This is a genomic window from Embleya hyalina, assembly GCF_003967355.1.
GTDB classification, from domain to species: domain Bacteria; phylum Actinomycetota; class Actinomycetes; order Streptomycetales; family Streptomycetaceae; genus Embleya; species Embleya hyalina.
The window spans coordinates 130,040-152,138 of record NZ_BIFH01000028.1 but is presented as its reverse complement, the minus strand read 5'-3'; the positions used below and the strand labels follow the sequence as shown (position 1 = coordinate 152,138).

Genomic DNA, 22,099 nt, shown 5'->3' with positions numbered 1-22,099 from the left:
TTGTTTCTCCGACCCAAAGTGCGCCGGGGAATCTGGTGAGCGAAACCAACAATCTCCCGGTCGGGAATTTCGGGCGAACCCCATTCCGAAAACAGCGTCGGTATTGCTCGGCGGCCACCGGACCCTCCCGGCCGCCGAGCAATACCGACGCATTCGATATCCGCCTCGATGGAAGCCGAATCCCTCGGCGGATCCCTCGGTGAATCCCTCGGTGAATCCCTCAGTAGAGGAGGGTGACCGCCGGGTGGATGTCCAGCGCCGCGCGGCTGTAGTCCTCCAGGATGATCGGCGCGTTGAGCGCGGTGTGCCGGCTCATCACCGAGATGTCCCGCCACAGCCGCTGGAGCGGGTTCGACAGCGCGAACGAGCTGCCGCCGACCACGTCGAGCATGCGCTCCACGGCCGCGCGCGACTTCTCCTGGGCGGAGCGCTGGTGCATGCGCAGCCGGGCCCGCTCGGCCCACGGCATCGGCGCGGTCTCCGGGATCCCGTCGAGCGAACGGCCGATCTCGCGCAGGTGCAACTCGGCGGTCTCCACCAGGTGGACGGCCTCGCCGAACCACATCTGCACCGACGGCGCGTCCACGGCCGCCGCGTAGTTCACGTAGGTGATCGGCCGCTTCTTGTCCAGCGCGCCCCGGGTGACCTCCAACGCGCCCCGTGCCGCGCCGACGATCGCGGCGAGCGACTGCGCGCTGCCCTGGATGAGCATGCTGTCCCGCTCGTCCTCGCCGACGAGGTCGGTGAGGCTGAACGCGGCGGCGTGCCGCTCCGGGAGGAACACGTCCTCGGCCACGACCGTATGCGTACCGGAGCCGCCCAGGCCGGCCGAGTGCCAGGTGCGCTCGATCCTCAGGTCGCTCATCGGCACGACGCCGCCGACCAGGTCCGCGGTCTGCTCGTCGCCGTCGTACACGTGCACGACGGGGATGTAGGCCCAGTCGGCGATCTCACAACCCGAGCTCCACGGGAAGGTGCCGGTGATCCGCCACCCGCCGTCGGTCTTCCACGCCTTGGTGGTGCTCAGGTGGGCCGTGGAGATCACGTACGCGTCGGGGTTGCCCTCGAACACGTCCGACAGTGCGGTCTCCGGCATCCCGTTGAGCGCGAACCGGGTGGAGGCAGTGTCGATGGACAGGTTCCAACCGGCCGAGCCGCACGCCCTGCCGACCTCGGCGACGATCGTCAGCAGGTCCGGCATGCGCAGGTCGTAACCGCCGAACCGGGTCGGCGTGGTGAGCCGGAACAGCCCGGCGTCGCGCAGCGCGACGACGACCTCCTCGGCGAGCCGGCGGTCCTCCTCCGTCTTCGCCGCGTGCTCGCGGATCAGCGGGGCGAGTTCGCGGGCACGGGTCACGAGTTCGGCCGGGTCGACCGAGGGCACGGCCGTCTCCTCCGCCCGCTCACTGGTCACAGCTGTCACGAAATCCTCCTGCGATCGGGGGTCGTCGGCCGGCCCGAGCCCCGATCGGGGCGGGCTCACGCACCGCGTCTCACGGTCGAGTCAATCCCCTGCGGCCGACCGATCCCAGCGCCCCGAAACCAAAAACCGATCGCCCCGCTGGTACTGGGAACCAGTACCGCAGGACGACCGGTTCACGGTCGCGCGAGGAACGAAATCGGTGCGGAGAATCGGTGCGACGATTCAGTGCGGCAAAGCGGTGCGACCAAACGGTGCGGCGAAAGCGATCAGGCGCCGACCGCCGTGGCCGGCTCCTCGATCTCCGGGTCGGCCTGCGCCGTCACGAAGCGGTCGAACAGCAGACCACAGACGATCGCCCCGCCGAGGAAGACCATCGCGCCCCAGAAGAAGGCGGTCGTGTAACTCTCCACGGACGCCTCCGCGGCCAGTTTCGCCGTCTTCTCCTTGCCCTCGACGAACGAGTCCGCCGCGGTGATCGCCAGCGTGCTCAGCAGCGCGGTACCGATCGAACCACCCACCTGCTGCACGGTGTTCACCAGTGCCGACGCGGCGCCCGCGTCCTGGGGTTCGACCCCGACCGTGGCCACCGCGGCGCCGAGCGAGACCACCAGGCCGAAGCCGATGCCGGCGATGAAGGACGGGGCGAGCACGCCGGCTGCGTACGAGCTGTCCGTGCTCAGCCGGCTGAGCCAGAACGAACCGACGGCGGCCAGGAGCAGACCCGCCGGGATCAGGATGCGCGCGCCGAGCTTGGGTTCGAGCACCGGCGGCACGGTGGTCGCGCCGATCGCGATGCCGAAGATCATCGGCAGGAACGCCAGTCCGCTCTCGATCGCGGTGAACTTCAGGATCAATTGCAGGTAGTAGGTCAGGAACAGGAACTGCACGAACAACCCGACACCGAGCAGGAACATCGCCAGGTAGGCGCTGCCCCGGTTGCGGTGCAGCACGATCCGGATCGGCAACAGCGGGGTACGCGAGCGCAGTTCGAACACGACGAACGCGACGAGCAGGATCCCGCTCCCGACCAGGTAGCCCCACACGTCGGCGCCGCCCCACTCCCCGTCGGCGGCGTTGGACAGACCGTAGGCGAGGCAGAACAGACCGACCGAGGCGGTCACCGTGCCGGGCAGGTCGAGCCGTTCCGGGCGCTGTGCGGCCTGCCGGTTCTGCATCGTCAGCAGCGCGCCGACGAACACGACCGCGGTCAGGATCACGTTGACGTACAGGCACCAGCGCCAGTCCAGCCAGTCGGTCAACGCGCCGCCCAGGATCAGGCCGAGCGCGAGCCCACCGCTGCCCAGCGCGCCGTAGACCCCGAACGCGGTGACCCGTTCCTTCGGATCCTTGAACACGGTCAGCAGAAAGGACAGTGCCGCCGGCGCCACGAGCGCGGCGAACGCCCCCTGCAACGCGCGCGCGGTCACCAGCATCGCGAAGCCGTTGGCCGCGCCGCCCAGCACCGACATCACGCCGAAGCCGACGATGGAGATCATCAGCGAGCGTTTGGCCCCCACGAGGTCGACCAGTCGGCCGCCGAGCAGGAGCAGGCTGCCGAAGGCGAGCGCGTAGGCCGTGACGACCCACTGGCGGTCCCCGTCGCCGAAGCCCAGATCCGCCTGCGCCGACGGCAGCGCGATGTTGACGACCGTCGTGTCCAGGAAGATCGTCATCTGGGCGAGACCGATCACCGCCAGGATCAACCAGCGGTTGGTGTAGTGGAGATCCGGCGTGCCCTCCGCCGCCACTTTCGACTCGGAATCTGCTGACTCTGACATTCCGCGTACCTTCTGTTGATCGGGCCGGACCATCGGCCGATGGTCCGGCGAGCCGTATCCTGCGGTTCTCAGGTGGTGACGGTCTCGAAGCCGTGTCGCCGCGCGAGGTCGACCATGGCCTGCACCCGCTCACCGGTGAGGGCGCCGGCGCCGCTCCGTCCGCCGTCGCTCGCGGGTCCGCCGTCGCCGGACAGCGCGAGCGTGACGGCCTCGGCCGCGCCCGCGAGCAACTCACCGGCGTTCGGTGCGATGCCCAGGGCACGCGGCACTTCGGCCCCGTCGGATACGGAGAGCACGCCGGCGCGTACGTATCGCACGTCGTCGCGGCCGGCCGCCGCGGCGCTTTCGGCACCGGTGCCGAAGAAGGACACGTCGCCGAGCACGGCGCCGTCCGCGAGGTGTTTCCCGTCGAGCACGGGGACCGGGCTCGAGTGTGCCGCGAAGACCACCCGGGCCCGGCGCACCGACAGCGGGTCGTCGGTGACCACGACGTACGGGTTCACGTCGTGCGCTTCGGCGAGGTGGGCGGCGATGGCCGCCCCGCTCGGTTCGTCGGCGGCGCGCCCCTCGGCCAGCCAGCCGGTGATCAGCGGCTCCGCGGACAGCGCCGCCGCCAGGCCCGTCGCCGCGTCGCCGGCGGCGATCCGCGCCCACGCCTCCTGGTAGATCCACTGCTCCGTGGCCCGGAGCCGATCGGCCGAGCCGGACCGGCCGCTGCCCACGAGCACGATCGCGGCGGCCTCGCGTGCGCTCAGTACGGCGAGCGCCGAGCCGATCCGGCCGCCGGCGCCGACGACCGCCACCGTCGAACCGGCGAACCCGCCCGACCGCTCCGTCGCGGCGTGCCGGACGGCGGCCAGCGCCGAGCCGACCGTGAGCGCGCTGCCCGGGGTCACCGTGATCCCGGGCACCCGCAGCGCGCGACCGTGACCGGCGACCGCGCCGAGGCCGAATCCGAGGCCGACGGTGTCGCAGCCGTCCGCCTTCGCCGCGCGCACCCGGCGGTCGAGGTCCAGGCCGATCAGGAAGGTCTGCCCGGAGACCTGGTACTCCCGCAACTGCCGCAGGGACACCAGCAGCGGGTAGACGGTGAGGTCCACCGACGTGCCCTGCGGCGAGTCGAACCGGATCGGCGCGAACGCCGGGAGGTCCTTGAGCAGTTCGGAGCGCCGGCAGTAGCCGAGCAGATGTTCGTCGTCCAGGTCGGCGAGCGAGGGGTCCGCCTCCCGCAGCAGGTCGGGCGTCAGCGGGTAGCCGATCAGCGCGACGCGGCGGTCGGCCGGCTCGGTCGGTGCGGCCGGCTCGGCCCGCACGGCCGAATCGGCGCGCCGCGGCCGGAAGTCCGCGCTTTCCACGCGCGGCGGCGGGCCGCCGGCGCCGGTCAGCGGGTGTACCAGGGGCAGCGCGTCCTGGTTGCGCAGGATCAGGCAGACCTGGGTGAGGCCGGTCCGCAGCCGATCGATCTCCTCGTCGCTGATGCAGATCGAGGGCTCGATCCGCAACATGGTCGGCACGCTGGCGGTGGGGCCGGTGCGGATGCGGTGGACCGCCTGGAGGTAGCTGCCCAACTGGAAGACGAGCAGACCGGCCTGGGCCTTGCCCCGGATGATCGGGGACGACGCGTTGCTCTGGTCGGCGAACTCCAGCCCGATCAGCAGCCCGCGTCCGCGTACGTCGGCCACCACGTCGGGGAATTCGGCGGCCAGTTCGCGCAGCATGCCCAGGATGCGCCCGCCGCGCTCGGCGGCCCGCGCGTACGCGGCGCCGTCGTCGGCTTCCAGGAGGTCGAGGGTGCGCAGCGCGATCGCCGTGGAGAAGCCGTCCTTGGCGAACGTGGAGCTGTGCACCAGCTCGAACTCGGGGCGGTAGCGCGACTGTCGCACGAGGATCGCGGAGGACTTGGCGATGCCGCCGCCGAGCGACTTGCCCAAGACGTAGTAGTCGCCGAGGAGTCCGATGTGGCTGCTCGCGAAGAACCGGCCCGTGCGCCCCATCCCGGTCTGGATCTCGTCGACCACGATCGGGCACTCGACCTCGTCGCAGATCCGCCGCACGCGGGCGCCGAACTCCTCGGTCAGCTCGTGGATTCCGCCCTCGCCCTGGATCGGCTCGACGATCAGTCCGGCGATCACCGGGAAGGCCCGCTCGACGAGGGTGACCCGGCCGTGCACCACCTCCACGTCGAGCACGGTGACCCGATGCTCGGCGACGGCCTTCTCGAACGCGGCCGCGTCGTTGGCCGGCACGAAGGTCACCGTCGAGCCGAGCGCCGCGAACGCCGCCCGGAACAGCGGGTTGTAGGTGAACTGGGTACTGCCCATCAGCTTTCCGTGGAAGGCCCGCTCCAGGGCGAAGAACACCGGTCCGGCGCCCGCGCGCGAGAGGTTGTGCGCGGCCATCGCGCCGAGCACTCCGGCGAACTCCTCGACGGTGGTGGGCACCGGCACCTCGCCGGGCAGCAACGACGTGTCGTCGGGTAGCGCCGCGCTTCCCTCGCGCACCGCGCGCAGCGCCACGTCGGCGTGCCACTCGATCTCCCGGACCAGGCTCTGCATCCGCAACACGCGGTCGAACTCGCAGTGTTTGACGGCCGCTTCGACCGCCTCCGCACCGCTGTTCGCGAAGCCGATCGAGTACGGCTCGGCGCCGGGGAATTCCCGGCCCAGGATGCCGTTGAGCACCGCGCCGACCTGGTCGGCGACCGGGTGCGCGGAGTGCTGGGAGTGCACCGGCCAACCGGTGTCCAGGAGTTCCTTCGCGTACGCCACGATCTCCGGATGGTTGTGCCCGAGCATCAGCGAGCCCCAACCCCCGATCAGGTCGAGCACGGGCACCTCGGTGCCGGTGTCGTCCAGGTAGTACAGCGAGTTCTGCTCCGCCCGGACGTACTGGACGTCCAGACCGAAGGTGCCGAGCATTCCGGTCAGCAGGGCCTCGGCGTAGCGGGTGGGTGCGTTCACCGTGTCTCCTTGTGGTCAGCGTTGGGGGTTGGCGGCGGAGCGGCCCAGCTCCCGGTCGATGAAGTCGAAGATCTCGTTCTCGGTCGCGGTCTCGATCGCGGTGGCCGGGTCGATCGCGTCGGCGTCGGGGGCGTGCGAACGGGCCTCGGTCCGGGCCTTGTTCCAGCGGGCGAGGATGGTGTTCAGTCGGGCGGCGATCTCGGTGTGACCGGAGTCCTCGTCGTCCGTCGGCTCGACCGGCACGGCCATCAACACCGCCTCCAGGCGGTCCAGTTCGGCCAGTGCCGCGCGGCGGTCCACTCCGTCGGTGACGGCGAGCCGGTCGAGGAGGTGGTCCACCAGTACGTCCGGTGAGGCGTAGTCGAAGACCAGCGTGGTGGGCAGCGACAGGCCGGTGCGCTCCCCCAGTCGGTTGCGGAACTGCACGGCGGACAACGAGTCGAAGCCGGAGTCCCGGAAGGACACCTCCCACCGCAACCGGTCCGGCGCCGCGTGGCCGAGTACGCCCGCCGCCTCGGTGCGCACCAGGTCCCGCAGGTACGCCTCGGCCTCGGCCCGGCTCATCGCGGCGAACCGGTCGGCCGGCTGCTCGGTGCCGGCCGTGCGGCGCTCGTCGCGCGGCACCAGGTGCCGCAACACCGCCGGGACCTGCGCACCGTCTCGGCGCAGCGCGGGAAGGTCGAGCGGGGCGGGCACGATCACGGTGTGCCCGTCGGCGAGCGCGGCGTCGAACAGCGCGCACGCCTCGTCCTCGGCGATCACCCGCAGGCCGGATTGCGCGCTCGCCACCATCCGGCCCCACGCCAGTGACACGGCGGGCAGTCCGGCGGCCCGGCGGCGGGTCGCCAGCGCGTCCAGGTAGGCGTTGGCCGAGGCGAAGTTGGCCTGGCCCGGGCTGCCGAGCATGCCGACCACCGAGGAGAACAGCACGAACAGCGCGGGCGGGGTGTCGGCGGTCAGCTCGTGCAGGTGCCGGGCGCCGTCCACCTTGGGCCGCGACACCGCCGCCACACGCGCCGGGGTCAGCGCGGTGAACACACCGTCGTCGAGCACGTTTTCGGTGTGCACGATCCCGGTCAGCGGGTGCTCGGCCGGGATGCCCGCGAGCATCGCGCGTACCGCGTCGCGGTCGGCCGGGTCGCAGGCGACCACCGTCGCCGAGGCGCCGAGCGCGGCCAGTTCGTCCCGCAGTCGTGTGGCGGGCGAGTCGGGGACGTTCGGGTCGGCGAGCACCAGGTGTTCCACGCCGTACGCGGTGACCAGGTGCCGGGCGAACAGCGCGCCCAGCGGCCCGCCGGCACCGGTGACCAGCACGGTGCCGCCCGCCACCGGTGTCGGCGGCACCACATCCGGCACCGGCGTCGACGGCACCAGTCGCGGGGCGAGCAACCGTCCGGCGCGCACCGCGAGTTGGGGCTCCCCGGTCTGGGCCACCACGAACAGCCGGTCGGTCGAGGCCGGGTCGTCGTCCAGGTCGACCAGCACGATTCGATCCGGGTGCTCCGCCTGGGCCGAGCGCAGCAGGCCCCACACCGCGGCACCGGCCGGGTCGGGTACGTCCTCCCCGGCCTCGACGGCCATCGCGCCCCGGGTCACCACGATCAGGCGGTTGTCCGGCAGGTTCTCCCGGGCCAGCCAGGACTGCGCCACGTCGAGCGCCCGGGCCACCGCTCGATCCACCTCGGCCGGTCCGTCGGCGGCGGGATCCTCCGGCGCCGACGGCTGCACCAGCAGTACGTCCCACGGGGTGAAGGCCGTCGCGGCCTCCTCGACGTCGCCGAATCGCAGCGGCGCCACCGCGGCCAGGCCGGCGGGGTCGTCGCCGAGCAGGGCGAGCAGGCTCTCCGGCTCGTCGTCCGCCGGCGCCGCGACCGGGGTCCAGCGCAGCTCGAACAGCGAGGCGGTGCCGGCGTCGGCGTCCTCGGCGGGTTCGGGCGCGGCCGGCCAATAGCGCTCGTGCCGGAACGGGTAGGTGGGCAGGGCGATACGGCGCGCCCCGGTGCCGGCGAACACGGCCGACCAGTCGACGGGGGCGCCGGCCACGAACAGTTCGCCGACCCCGTCGAGCACGGCGCGTACCTGCGGCCGGCCGTCCGGGAGCAGCGCCACCGAATGGCGGAACACCCGGTCGGGGCCGCCCGATTCGACGAGGCGGGTCACCCGCCGCTCGGCCATCCACCGCTCGGCGACCGCGGCGCCCTCGGTTCCGCTCGACCCCGGCGCGTCGTCGGCGGCCGGCGGCCTGCCGGTGCGCAACGACAGCACCGGGATGCGCGGCTCCCCGAAGGTCACCTCGGCCCGTTGTCCGTCGGCCAGCAAGCGGCGCACGTCGGGCGCCGAGAGCGCCCCGGCGACGTACGCCGCGGCAAGCTCGCCGACGCCGGTCCCGGCGACGCAGCCGAAGCTCACACCCCAGGACTCGACCAGGCGGAACAGCGCCACCTCGGCGGCGAATCGACCCTCCCCCGCCCCTTCACCCTCGACCTCGGCGAGCACGGCGTCGAACGCCCGGGCGTACACCGGCCACGTCTCGTACAAGGCCCGGTCCGGGCCGGGCGCGGGGCGGTCGGAGAACAGGTACGCGGTGCGCCCGTCCGCGGTGGCGGGCACCTCGCGCTCGGGCTCGGGCCCGCGCTCCGCCTCGCGCTCGGGCTCGGCGATCGCCCACAGCCCGGCCCGGGCCTCCGCGGCCTCCCCGACCACGAGCACCGCCCGGTACTCGAACCCGGACCGGGCCGCCAGCGAGAACCCGACGTCGAGCAGGCTCGGCGCGGCACCGGCGACGTCCGCTTCGTCCGTGGTGTACAACAGCGATGCCATGCGCTCGGCCAGCGCCCGCAGCGCCTGCGGCGACTTGGCCGACAACACCCACGGCACCGCCGGCAGGGACACCTCCGCCTCCGCCGGGACCGGCTCCTCGGGGGCCTGCTCCAGCACGACATGCGCGTTCGTCCCGCTCATCCCGAACGCCGACACCGCGGCCCGACGCGGCCCGTCCACCTCCGGCCACGGGCGGGCCTCGGTCAACAACCGCATCGCCCCGGACGACCAGTCCACCGCCGACGTCGGCTCGTCCACGTGCAGCGTCTTGGGCATCAGGCCGTCGCGCATGGCCAGGACCGCCTTGATCAACCCACCGGCACCGGCGGCGTGTTGGGTGTGCCCGATGTTGGATTTGACCGAACCCAGCCACAGGGGGCGATCCGCCGGCCGGTCCCGGCCGTAGGTGGCCAACAGGGCCTGTGCCTCGATCGGGTCGCCGAGTCTGGTGCCCGTCCCGTGCGCCTCCAGCAGGTCCACCTCGGCCCCGACGAGGCCCGCGTTGGCCAACGCCTGCCGGATCACCCGCTGTTGCGCCGGGCCGTTGGGGGCGGTCAGGCCGTTGGACGCGCCGTCGGAGTTCACCGCGCTGCCCCGGATCAGCGCGAGCACCGGGTGCCCGTGCCGGCGGGCGTCGGACAACCGTTCCAGTACGAACATGCCCACGCCCTCGGACCATCCGGTGCCGTCGGCGGCCTCGGCGAACGCCTTGGCCCGGCCGTCGGGGGACAACGTGCGCTGCCGGGAGAACTCGATGAAGCCGATGGGCTGCGCCATCACCGTCGCGCCGCCCGCCAGGGCCAGCGCACACTCGCCGCTGCGCACCGCGTTGGCGGCGAGGTGCACGGAAACCAACACCGACGAGCACGCCGTGTCGATGGACATCGTCGGGCCCTCGAGGCCGAGGACGTAGGAGATCCGGCCGGATCCGAAGGACGTCGTCGAGCCGGTCAGCCGATACCCCTCGACGCCCTCCTCGACCGTCCCGGCGCCCGCCTCGTACTGCTGTGCGGTCAGGCCGGTGTAGACGCCGGTAGCGCTGCCGCGCAACGACCGCGGGTCGATGCCGCCGCTCTCCAGGGCCTCCCAGGAGGTCTCCAGCAACAACCGCTGCTGCGGGTCCATCGCCAGCGCCTCGCGCGGCGAGATGCCGAAGAAGCCGGCGTCGAACCCGGCGGGGTCGTCGATGAATCCGCCGGCGCGCGGATAGAACGTGCCGGGTTTGTCCGGATCCGGATCCCACAACCGCGCGATGTCCCAACCCCGGTCATCCGGTATGTCCGCCATCGCGTCCACGCCGTCCACGACCAGCCGCCACAACTCCTCGGGCGTGTCGGCCCCGCCGGGGAAGCGGCACGCCATGCCCACGATCGCGATCGGCTCGTTCGCGCCGCCGGGCCCCGACACCGACGCGGCGACGGCCGTGGCCGAGGCGGGCAGGTCTCCGCTCAGCTCGGACAGCACGTGCTCCGCGAGCGTCGCGACCGTCGGATAGTCGAACACCACCCCGGGCGACAGTCGCAGTCCCGTGGTCGCGGACAGCCGGTTGCGCAACTCGACGGCGGTCAGCGAGTCGAAGCCCAGGTCGCGGAACGGCACGCTCTCGCCGACCCGTTCGCCCGCGCCGAACCCGAGCACCGCCGCAACCTCGGCCCGGACCAGGTCGACGACCTGCTCCTGCCGCTCCCGGCGCGGCAATGCGGCCAGCCGCTCGGCCAGGGCCCGTTGGTCGGCCGCGCCCGGCCGCACCACCCGGCGCGCCGAACGCCCGACCAGGCTCCGCAACATCGACGGGATCGGCGCCGACCCGGCCCGCAACACGCGCGGATCGAGTCGCGCGGGCAGGGTCACCGCACGGTTCGCCGCCAGGGCCCGGTCGAACAGCGCGTACCCGGCCTCCGGGGTGATCGCCCGCAGGCCGCTCCGTCGCACCTGGTCGGCGCCGCCGGCCCGCATACCGCCCTCGGTGGCCCACAGCCCCCAGCCCAGCGAGATCGCGGGCAGGTCGTGGGCCCGGCGGTGGTGCGCGAGCGCGTCGAGAAAGTGGTTGGCCGCCGAGTAGTTGGCCTGTCCGGCGTTGCCCAGCGTGCCGGCCAGCGAGGAGAACATCACGAACATCGTCAGCGGGTGCTCGCGGGTGAGCTCGTGCAGGTGCCACGCGGCGTCGACCTTGGGCCGAAGCACCGCGTCGACCCGCTCGGGGGTGAGGGCGGTGAGGATGCCGTCGTCGATCACGCCGGCGGTGTGCACGACACCGGTGAGCGGGTGTTCCGCGGGGATCGTGTCGAGGATCGCCGCGAGTACGGCCCGGTCGGCCACGTCACCGGCGGCGATCCGTACGGTGGCCCCGAGTTCGGTGAGTGTGGCGACCAACTCGGCGGCCCCCGGCGCGTCCTGCCCCCGGCGGCTGGTGAGGACCAGGTGCCGGACCCCGTACTCGGTGACCAGGTGCCGGGCGAACAACGCGCCCAGCGCGCCGGTCCCACCGGTCACCAGGACGGTGCCGTCGGGCGCGGGCACCGGCCGGGCCGCGTCCGCAGGCGCGGGCCGCGGCACCAGGCGGGGTACCGTCACCGCGCCGGCGCGGACCGCGGCCTCGTCGTGGCCGGCCGCCGACACGGCGGGCAGGAGCGCGAGCGAGGCCGGGTCGTCGTCGACGTCCACCAGCACGATCCGGTCGGGGTGTTCCGCCCGCGCGGACCGCAACAGGCCCCACACCGACGCACCCACCAGGTCCGGCGCGGCATCGGTCGCCACCGCACCACGGGTGACCACGACCAGGCGGCCGGACCGGTGTCCGTCGTCGGCCGACCATTCCCGGAGGAGGTCCACCACCCGGACCGTCGTGTCGTGCACCGACGCGACGACGTCGCCGCCGTCCGAGGGCGCGGTGTACGCGACGACCACCACGTCGGCACCGGCCGCCTCCCGCAACGTCGCGTGGCGGACGACGGGCAGCGCGTCCTCGATGCGGCGGTCGGGCCCACCGACCAGGACCCAGCTCCCGGTCGGCTCGGTCGGGGTCGGCTCGACCGGAACCCATTCCACCTCGAAGAGGGATCCGGACGTCTCGTCCCGCGTGGCCGACCGGTCGGTCGACACCGGGCGGGCCTCGACCGAGCGCACCTCGGCGACCGGTTGCCCGGCCTGGTCGGCGAGTTGTACCCGACAGGACGTCCCGTCGGTCGGATCGTCGATCAGGACCCGTACCCGCAGGGCGGTCGCGCCCGTCGCGTGGAGGCTGATCCCGTTCCACACGAACGGCAGCAAAAGCGTGAAGTCCGCACCCGCGTCGGCGATCGCGGCCACGACCCGTGGATGGATCGCCGCGTCGAACAGGGCGGGATGGATCCCGAACCGGGCCGTGTCGGCGTGTTCCGGCAGGGCGACCTCGGCGAAGAACTCGGCGCCGGCACCGCCGTCACGGCGCCACAGCGTGTGCAGCCCGCGGAACAGCGGGCCGTACACGTAGCCGTGCTCCGCGAGCCGGTCGTAGAACCCGTCCATCGGCACGGGTCGAGCCCCCGCCGGCGGCCATTCGCTCAGCTCGAAGTCCGGCTCGGGGGCGGTGGAGGCCAGCAGTCCGGTGGCGTGGCACGTCCATTCCTCGCCGGACGCGTCCTCGGGGCAGGAGTGGATCGCGAACGGCCGCTCCCCGCCGTCCCGCGCCTCGTGCACCACGAGCTGCACCCGCACCCCACCCGACTCGGGGAGGATCAGGGGCGCGGTGACCACCATCTCGGCCACGCCGGCGCAGCCGACCTCGTCCCCGGCCCGGATCGCCATGTCGAGCAACGCGGTGCCGGGCACCAACGCCCGCCCGCCGAGCTCGTGTTCGGCGACCCAGGGGTGCGTCCGTACGGACAGCCGCCCGGTGAACACCACCTCGTCGGCATCGGCGACCCGCACCACGGCTTCCAACATCGCGTGACCGGCGGCCACCTGCCCGGCCGAGACGACATCGCCCGACGACGACTCCGGCAGCCAGTAGTGGCGCTGTTGGAAGGGGTAGGTCGGGAGATCGACGAGCGAGGCGGTCGTGTCCGCGAACAGGTGTTGCCAGTCGACGGTGTGGCCGTGGGTGTGCAGCCGGGCGAGCGCGGTGAGCGCGGTACGGGCCTGGGGGCGGTCGCGGTGTTGGAGGGCGACGAACAACCCGTCCGGTGCGGTCTCCGGGCCCAGGGCGGTGAGGACCGCGTCCGGGCCGATCTCCAGGAACCGCGTGACGCCCCGCTCCCGCAGGCGGGCGACATGCTCCGCGAAGCGCACCGGCTCGCGGACGTGGTCGACCCAGTACCGCGCCGAACGCACATCGGCCGCGTCGGCCGCCATCGCAATCACCGGCTCGGCCAACACCACGCCGTCCAGGACCGTGGCGAACCCGTCCAGGACGGGATCCATCAGGGGTGAGTGGAAGGCGTGGCCGACGGTGAGCCGGTTCGTCGTGTGGCCGCGCTCCCGCAGGGCGTCCGCGACCGCGAGGACGACGTCCTCGGCGCCGGAGACCACCACCGACGTCGGCCCGTTGACCGCCGCGATCCCGGCCCGGTCCTCGTACCCGCGCAGGAGTTCGCGCACCTCCGCCTCGGCGGCCCGCACCGCGACCATCGCCCCGCCGGCCGGCAACGCCTGCATCAACCGGCCCCGCGCCGCCACGACCTCACACGCGTCGGCCGTATCGAGCACCCCGGCAACGTGCGCGGCGGCCAACTCGCCGATCGAATGCCCGGTCACGAAGTCGGGCCGGACGTCCCACGATTCCAGGAGCCGGAACATCGCGACCTCGACCGCGAACAACGCCGGCTGGGTCCACTCGGTCCGGTCCAACCCCGCACTGTCCCCGAACACGACGTCTCGCAACGACCCGGGCAACAGCGTGTCGAAATGCCCGCAGATCTCGTCGAACGCCGCCGCGAACACCGGAAAGGTCTTGTACAACTCCCGGCCCATGCCGGCACGTTGCGCACCCTGGCCGGTGAACAGGAATGCCGTGAGCCCTTCGGCGGCGACCCCGGACACCACCCCCGCCGCCGACTCACCAGCGGCCAACGCCCGCAAACCGTCCGCAAGTTCATCCGCGTCGGCCGCCAGCACCACGCCGCGGTGCTCGAACGTCGACCGCGACACCGCCGCCGACAACCCCACGTCCGCCGGCGACGCGCCGCTCGCGACCACCGGCAGAAGCCGCTCCGCCTGTGCCCGCAGCGCCCCGGCCGACCGCGCCGACACCACCACCGGAACCACCGGCAACGCCGACCCGGGCGCCGGCGGCGTCGACTCCGGCTCGCTCGCCGCCACCGGCTCTTCCACCGGGGCCTGTTCGAGAATCACGTGCGCGTTGGTCCCGCTGATCCCGAACGACGACACCGCCGACCGTCTCGGCCGGCCCGTCGCCGGCCACGGCCGGGACTCCGTCACCACCTCGACCGTCCCGGCGGACCAGTCCACCGCCGGTGTCGGCTCGTCCACGTGCAGCGTCCCCGGCACCACCCCGTCGCGCATGGCCATGACCATCTTGATCACCCCGGCCACGCCCGCCGCGGCCTGGGTGTGCCCGATGTTCGACTTCACCGAGCCCAGCAGCAACGCCTGTTCGTCGGAACCCGGCGTACGTGCCCGTCCGTACGTGGCCAGCAGCGCGTCCGCCTCGATCGGGTCTCCCAGCCGTGTTCCCGTGCCATGACCCTCCACCACATCCACTTCGGCCGGGGACAGACCGGCGTTGGCCAGTGCCTGCCGGATCACCCGCTGCTGGGACGGCCCGTTCGGCGCGGTCAGGCCGTTGGACGCACCGTCGGAGTTCACCGCGCTGCCCCGGACCAACGCCAATACCGGCAACCCGCGCCGCCGCGCGTCGGACAACCGGGCCAACACCAGCATCCCGACGCCCTCGGAGAACCCGGTGCCGTCCGCCGCCGCCGCGAACGCCTTGCAGCGGCCGTCCGGCGCCAGCCCGCGCTGCCGGGAGAACTCGACGAACACGCTCGGCCCGGACATCACGGTGGCGCCGCCCGCCAGCGCGATGTCGCACTCCCCGCTGCGCAGCGACTGCTCCGCCAGGTGCATCGACACCAGCGACGACGAGCACGCGGTGTCCAGCGTCACCGCCGGTCCCAACAGGCCGAGCACGTAGGCGATCCGGCCGGACGCGACGCTGGTGGTGCCGCCGGTGAGGACGAAGCCCTCCAGGTCGTCGGGCGTCTCCCCCGCGCGCGGCATGTACTCCTGCGGGATCACCCCGACGAAGACGCCGGTGGAGCTGCCCCGCATCGACGCCGGGTCGATGCGGGCGCTCTCCAGCGCCTCCCAGGAGGTTTCCAACAGCACCCGCTGCTGCGGGTCCATCGCCGCCGCCTCGCGCGGTGAGATCCCGAAGAACTCGGCATCGAACCGCCCCGCGCCGGCCAGGAAGCCGCCCCGGGTGAGGTAGGTGGTTCCGGGTGTGTCGGGGTCGGGGTCCGACAGCCGATCGAGATCCCACCCTCGGTCGCTCGGGAAATCCGTGAGGGCTTCCCCACCGCCACGGATCAGTTCCCACAGCTCCTCGGGCGCGTTGGCGGCACCGGGGAACCGGGCCGCCATGCCGACGATCGCGATCGGCTCCCGGGCGGCGGCCTCGGCGTCGCGCAGCTCCCGCTGGGCGCGCTGGAGGTCCGTCGTGACGCGCCTCAGATATTCGCGCAGCTTCTGCTCGTTGGACATCCCGGGCAGCCCCCTTCCGTGCGGACAGGCGAAGTCATGCGATGTCGAGTTCGCCGTCGATGAAGTCGAAGAGTTCGTCGTCGGAGGCGGCGGTGAAGTCCCGGTCCTCGCCGCCCGCGTCGGTCGGTGCGGCGAGTCGGCGCAGCACCTCCTGGAGCCCCTTGGCGAGCAGGTCGCGTTCCTCGTCGTCGAGATCCGCGACGGCGAGTCGATCGAGTCCGGTGACGACGGACCGCACCCCGGTCTCCTCGGCGGGCACGAGCAGTTCGTCCAGGAAGCCGGCCAGTTCGACCGGCGTCGGGTGGTCGAACACGACCGTCGGGGGCAGTCGCAGGCCCGTGCCGTTGCCCAATCGGTTGCGCAGTTCCACCGCCGTCAGCGAGTCGAACCCGAGTTCCTTGAACGCGCTGTCCGCGTCGACCGCGGCGGCCGTTTCGTGCCCGAGCACGAGGGCCGCGGACTCCCGGACCAGTTCCAGGAGTTCCCGGCGGCGTCGGCGTTCGGGCAGTTCGAGGAACCGGTCCGCCCGCGAGGTGTCGGTCGCCCGGGCCGCGACCCGGCGCCGGGTCGGGCCCGACGGGTCCAGTGCCGACAAGATGTCGGGCCGGGGGCGGCCGCTCCCGCGCAGGGCGGCCACGTCGATCGGCACGGCCACCGCGACCGGGCGGCGCAGGGCGAGGGCGGCGTCGAACAGGGCCGCGCCCTGCTCGTCGGTGATCGCGCCCAGTCCGATCCGGGCCAGGCGGTCCCGGTCCGTGTCGCTCATGTGTCCGGTCATCGCGCTTTCCCGAGCCCACAGGCCCCACGCGATCGACAGGCCCGGAAGGCCGAGCCCGCGCCGATGTTCCGCGAGACCGTCGAGGAAGGCGTTGGCCGCGGCGTATCCGCCCTGGCCCGCGTTGCCCAGCACGCCGGCGGCCGAGGAGAACAGCACGAACAGGGACAGGTCGTGATCCCGGGTCAGCTCGTGCAGATCCCATGCCGAGCGGGCCTTGGCCCGCAATACGGCGTCGAGGTCGTCGCGGGTCAGCGCCTCCAGGACGCCGTCGGAGAGCACCCCGGCGGCGTGTACCACCCCGGTCAGGCGATGCGTCGAACCGATCAGCTCGGCGAGGGCCTCGCGGTCGGTGACGTCGCACGCCACCACATCCACGTCGGCGCCCGCCGCGCGCAGGTCGTCGAGCAACGCGCCCGCGCCCTCGGCCGCCGGGCCGCGTCGGCTCGTCAACAGCAGTCGCCGCGCGCCGTGTTCGGCGACCAGATGCCGCGCGATCACCCCGCCGAGCACACCCGTCCCGCCGGTGATCAGCACCGTGCCGTCGGGGTCGAGCGGCGCGGGTATCGTCAGCACGATCTTGCCCACGTGTCGGGCCTGGCGCAGGTATCGGAACGCCTCCGGTGCCCGCTGGATCTCGAACGTGGTCAGCGGCATCGGTCGCAGCGCGCCCTCGTCGAACAGGACGCGGATCGCCTCCAGCATCTCGCCGAGGCGCTCGAAGCCGGCGTCCATCACGTCGAACGCCCGGTAGCGCACCCCGGGATGCGTCTTCGCGATCTCCTCGGGGTCGCGGATGTCGGTCTTGCCCATCTCCACGAAACGACCACCGGGCGACAGCAGGGTCAGCGACTCCTCGACGTGCTCGTGAGCCAACGCGTTGAGCACCACGTCCACGCCGCGTCCGCCGGTGGTCCGGCCGAACCGCTCGGCGTAGCCGAGGCTGCGCGAGTCGGCGAGGTGGTCGTCGTCGAAACCCCACGCGTGCAGCACGTCGCGTTTGCCGGCGCTCGCGGTGCCGAACACCGCGGCGCCCCAGTGCCGGGCCAGTTGTTGGGCGGCGAAGCCCACTCCGCCGGTCGCGGCGTGCAGCAGCAGCGATTCGCCGGATCGGAGCCCGGCCAGGTCCGCGAGGCCGTAGTAGGCGGTCAGATACACCACCGGGACCCCGGCGGCCTGGGCGAACGACAGGTGTTCGGGCATCGGTACGACCAGCCGGCGATCCGAGACGCTTTCCGTACCCAGACCGCCGGTGAACAGCCCCATCACCCGGTCCCCCGGGGCCAGTCCGGTGACGTCCGCACCGACCTCCAGGACCACTCCCGCGCCTTCGCCCAGCGAGGACCACTCGTCCCGCGCCACCATGCCCAGTTCGAGAAGCACGGCCTTGAAGTTCAGCCCGCCCGCCCGCAGCGCGACCCGCACCTCGCCGGCCGCCAACGGGCGCGTCACCTCGGGGCACGCGGCGAGCGACAGTCCGTCCAGGTCGCCGCGATGGGTCGGGGCCAGCCGCCACGGCCGATCGTGCGGCTCGGGCAGAGCGGGCGACGCCGACGCGCGGACCAGGCGCGGCACCGCGCCGGTCCCGGCGCGGAGCACCAGTTCGGGGTGGTCGACGGCCATCGCGGCGGGCAGCGCGCGCCCGGTGTGCGGGTGGTCGTCGACGTCGATGTGCCGCAGTCGGCCCGGGTGTTCGCTCCGGGCGGTGCGCAACAGGCCGGTCACCGCGCGGTGTGCGGGCTCGTCCGCCCGGGTGAGCACGACGAGCGGGACCTCGGCCGGGTCCGCATCGGCGAGCCAGTCCCGAACCACCTCCAGCGTCCGGGCGACGACGTCCTCGAGGTCGCCGGTCGGGCAGGTCCACAGCGCGGCCTGCGCGGAGGATGGCGGGTTCGGACGGTCGTGGCCGGTGGCCGAGAGGGTGAACCACGAGTGTTCGGCGGGTGGTTCGGGGAGGTCGATCGGGACGAGGTCGAGGCCGAAGAGCGCCGAGGTGTCCACCCGGGCCCGACCGAACGCGTCCGCGTCCACCGGACGCAGCGACAACCCGCCAACCGATGCCACGACTTGCCCCGCCTCGTCGGTGACGAGCAGGGCGATCGCATCCGATCCGGCCGGGGACAGGCTTACCCGGACGGTGCGCGCGGCGGTGGCGTACACGTGTACGTCGGTCCAGCCGAACGGGAGGCGCAGTTCGCCGGTATCGGCCAGGCCGGCCGCGTGCAGCGACGCGTCCAACAGGGCGGGGTGCAGCCCGAAGCCGGAGACGTCCACCTCGTCCGGCAGCGCGACCGAGGCGTGGATCACCTCGCCGTCGCGCCATGCCGCGCGCACGCCGCGAAAGGCCGGGCCGTAGGCGTAGCCGCGCTCGGCCAGGGTCTCGTAGAACCCGTCCAGCGGTACGGCCACCGCGCCCGGCGGCGGCCAGGAGGTCGACGCGCCGGGTGCCGGCGGCTCCTCGGCGGTCAGCACGCCCTGTGCGTGCCGGGTCCACTCGTCCCGCCCGCTCGGGCTGGTGTACACCGCCACCGGCCGACCCGCGTCGACCTCCGGGCCGATCAGCACCTGGAGATCGAGGTCGGCGTCGACGACCACCGGCGCCCGCATGGTCAGTTCGGCCAGATGCGCGCGACCGACCCGGTCGCCGGCCTGGAGGGCGAGTTCGACCATCGCCGCGCCGGGCAGCAGCACCGATTCGCCGATCCCGTGGTCGGCCAGCCACGGTTGCGCGGCAGGGGACAGCCGGCCGGTGAGGACGAGTGTCTCCGCGTCGGCGGTGCGCAGCGCCGCGCCGAGCATCGGGTGGTCGGCGCGGTGCAGACCGAGGGCGGTGATGTCGCCGATCGCGGCGGGCTCTTCGAGCCAGTAGCGCCGACGTTGGAAGGGATAGGTCGGCAACTCGACGTCGCACGGCGGCAATTGCCAGCCGATTTCGATGCCGTGTACGTACGCCCCGGCCAGTCCGGCGGCGAAGCGCGTCGACCCGCCCTCGTCCCGGCGCAGCGACTCCAGGACGACCGTGTCGGGGGTTTCCGCCTCCTCGATCGTCTCGCCGATCGCGGTGGTCAGCACCGGGTGTGCGCTGACCTCGACGAACACGCGGTGTCCCCGGTCGAGCAGCGCCCGGGTGCCGGCGGCGAAGCCGACGGTGTGCCGCAGGTTGCGGAACCAGTACTCGGCGTCCAGTTCCGGGCCGACCAGGATCTCGTTGGTGACCGTGGAATGGAACGGGACGCGGGTCGGGCGGGGTCGGATGCCGGCGAGCGTGCCGAGGATGTCGTCCCGCAGGGCCTCGACGTGCGCCGAGTGGGAGGCGTAGTCCACCGGGATGAGCCGTGCCCGGATCCCGTCGGCCTCGCAGGACTCGACGAGGTCGGTCAGGGCGGCGGGCGTGCCCGAGACGACCGTGCTGCCGGGTCCGTTGACGGCGGCGATCTCGACCGCGCCGGCGTAGCGCTCGATCCGGTGCGCGGTGTCGGCCCTCGGAAGGTGCACGGAGGCCATGCCGCCGGTACCGGCCAGGCGCACGATGGCCTTGCTGCGGGCGGTGACGACCGTGGCCGAGTCGGCCAGGGAGAGGGCGCCGGCGACGTATGCGGCGGCGATCTCGCCCTGGGAGTGGCCCAGTACCGCGTCGGGAGCGAGGCCGTGGCTCTCCCACAGCGCGGCGATCGAGATCATCACCGCCCACAGCGCCGGTTGCACCACGTCGACGCGGTCGAGGGGTCCGGCGAGCGCGTCGACGAGGTTCCAGTCGACGTGCGGTTCGAGGGCGTCGGCGCAGCGGTCCAGGCAGGCACGGAACACCGGGGATTCGCGGTACAGGTCGAGGGCCATTCCGGACCATTGCGAGCCCTGGCCGGGGAAGACGAACACGGTCTTCCCACGGGGGCGGGCGGTGCCGAGGAGGACGTCCGGGGACGGCCGACCCTCGGCGAGGGCACGCAGTCCCGCCGCCGGGTCGGTGCCGAGCACGGCCGCGCGGTGTGCCAGTCGTGGCGCGCGGCCGGCCAGGGCGGCGGCCACGGGGGCGGCCGGGTCGGCCGCCGTGAACTCGTGCAGTTGGCGCGCCCGGGCGGCGAGCGCCGGGGCCGAGGCGGCGGACAGCAGCAGCGGCACCGCGGGGTGCCCGGAGTCCGGTGCCGGCCCCGGTGTCGATACCGGCTCCGACTCCGGTTCCGAGCCCTGCTCCAACCCCGGCTCCACCCCCGGTTCCGACTCCGGCTCCGGCTCCGGCTCCGGCTCCGCCGGCGCCTCCTCGATGATCACGTGCGCATTGGTTCCGCTGATCCCGAACGCCGAGACCGCGGCCCGACGGGGCCGGCCCGTCTCGGGCCAGGCGCGTGCCTCGGTCAGCAGTTCGACCGCGCCCGACGCCCAGTCCACGGCGGGGGTCGGCTCGTCCACGTGCAGCGTCCTGGGCAGCAGGCCGTGTCGCAGCGCCTGCACCATCTTGATCACGCCGCCGACGCCCGCCGCGGCCTGGGTGTGGCCGATGTTGGATTTCAGCGAGCCCAGCCACAGCGGTCGGTCGTCGGGACGCTCCCGACCGTAGGTCGCCAGCAGGGCCTGTGCCTCGATCGGGTCGCCGAGTCGGGTGCCGGTGCCGTGTGCGTCCACCACGTCCACGTCGGCGGCGGTCAGGCCCGCGTCGGCCAGTGCCCGACGGATGACCCGCTGCTGGGACGGACCGTTCGGCGCGGTCAGGCCGTTGGAGGCGCCGTCGGAGTTGACCGCGCTGCCCCGGATCACCGCGTGCACGGGGTATCCCAGCCGCCGGGCGTCGGAGAGGCGGGCCAGGACCACCATGCCCACGCCCTCGGACCACCCGGTGCCGTCCGCCGTGGCCGCGAACGCCTTGCACCGGCCGTCCTCGGCCAGACCGCGCTGCCGGGAGAAGTCGACGAAGGTGTCCAGCGTCGCCATCACCGAGGCGCCGCCGACCAGTGCCAGCGAGCATTCGCCCTTGCGCAGCGACCGGCTCGCCAGGTGCATCGACACCAGCGACGACGAGCACGCCGTGTCGACGGTCAGGGCCGGACCCTCCAGGCCGAGCAGGTAGGCGATCCGGCCGGAGGCGACGCTGGCCGCGCTGCCGGTCCCGCCGAAGCCGTCGCCGCCCCGACCGGCCTCCTCCGCGCCGAGGCCGTACCGCTGTCCGCCGTGGCCCATCAGGCCGACGAACACCCCGGTGTCGCTGCCCCGGAGCGCCTGCGGGTCGGTCCCGGTGCGTTCCAGTGCCTCCCACGCGGTCTCCAGGAGCAGCCGCTGCTGCGGGTCCATCGCCAACGCCTCGCGCGGCGAGATCCCGAAGAAGTCGGCGTCGAAGTCGGCCGCGTCGTAGAGGAATCCCCCACCGCGTGCGTAGTAGCTGCCGGGCACGCCGGGGTCGGGGTCGTAGCGGCCGTCGACGTCCCAGCCGCGGTCGGTCGGGAACGCGGCGATCGCGTCCCGGCCCTCGGCCACCAACTCCCAGAGTCCGGCGGGTGATTCGACCCCGCCGGGGAAGCGGCAGGCCATGCCGACGATCGCGATCGGCTCGGCGGCGGCCTGCTCCAGTTCCCGCAACCGTTCGCGGGTGTCCTGGAGTTCGCCGACCGCCTGCTTGAGGTAGTTCCGTAGCCTGCCCTCGTTCTCCATG

5 protein-coding genes are annotated in these 22,099 nt (G+C 73.2%); all 5 read right to left on the bottom strand.

Going from position 1 to position 22,099, the window contains the following annotated elements:
• Window positions 1-220 precede the first annotated feature (220 nt).
• Window positions 221-1,423, bottom strand: coding sequence for an acyl-CoA dehydrogenase family protein (locus EMA17_RS30920; RefSeq protein ID WP_160161626.1), 1,203 nt, complete (start codon window positions 1,421-1,423; stop codon window positions 221-223).
• 266 nt (window positions 1,424-1,689) lie between these two features.
• The gene (locus tag EMA17_RS30915; RefSeq protein WP_170222272.1) at window positions 1,690-3,201 is read right to left on the bottom strand and encodes a DHA2 family efflux MFS transporter permease subunit; all 1,512 of its coding nucleotides are present in this window, start codon (window positions 3,199-3,201) and stop codon (window positions 1,690-1,692) included.
• Window positions 3,202-3,269: 68 nt separating this feature from the next.
• A complete protein-coding gene (locus EMA17_RS30910; protein WP_246127004.1) occupies window positions 3,270-6,161 on the bottom strand; it encodes an aminotransferase class III-fold pyridoxal phosphate-dependent enzyme in 2,892 nt (963 codons plus the stop codon).
• A gap of 15 nt (window positions 6,162-6,176) precedes the next feature.
• Window positions 6,177-15,683: a type I polyketide synthase gene (locus EMA17_RS53405; protein WP_126640452.1), complete on the bottom strand. Its 9,507-nt coding sequence runs from the start codon at window positions 15,681-15,683 to the stop codon at window positions 6,177-6,179.
• Window positions 15,684-15,717: 34 nt separating this feature from the next.
• Window positions 15,718-22,098, bottom strand: coding sequence for a type I polyketide synthase (locus EMA17_RS30900; protein ID WP_126640451.1), 6,381 nt, complete (start codon window positions 22,096-22,098; stop codon window positions 15,718-15,720).
• Window position 22,099: the final 1 nt, after the last annotated feature.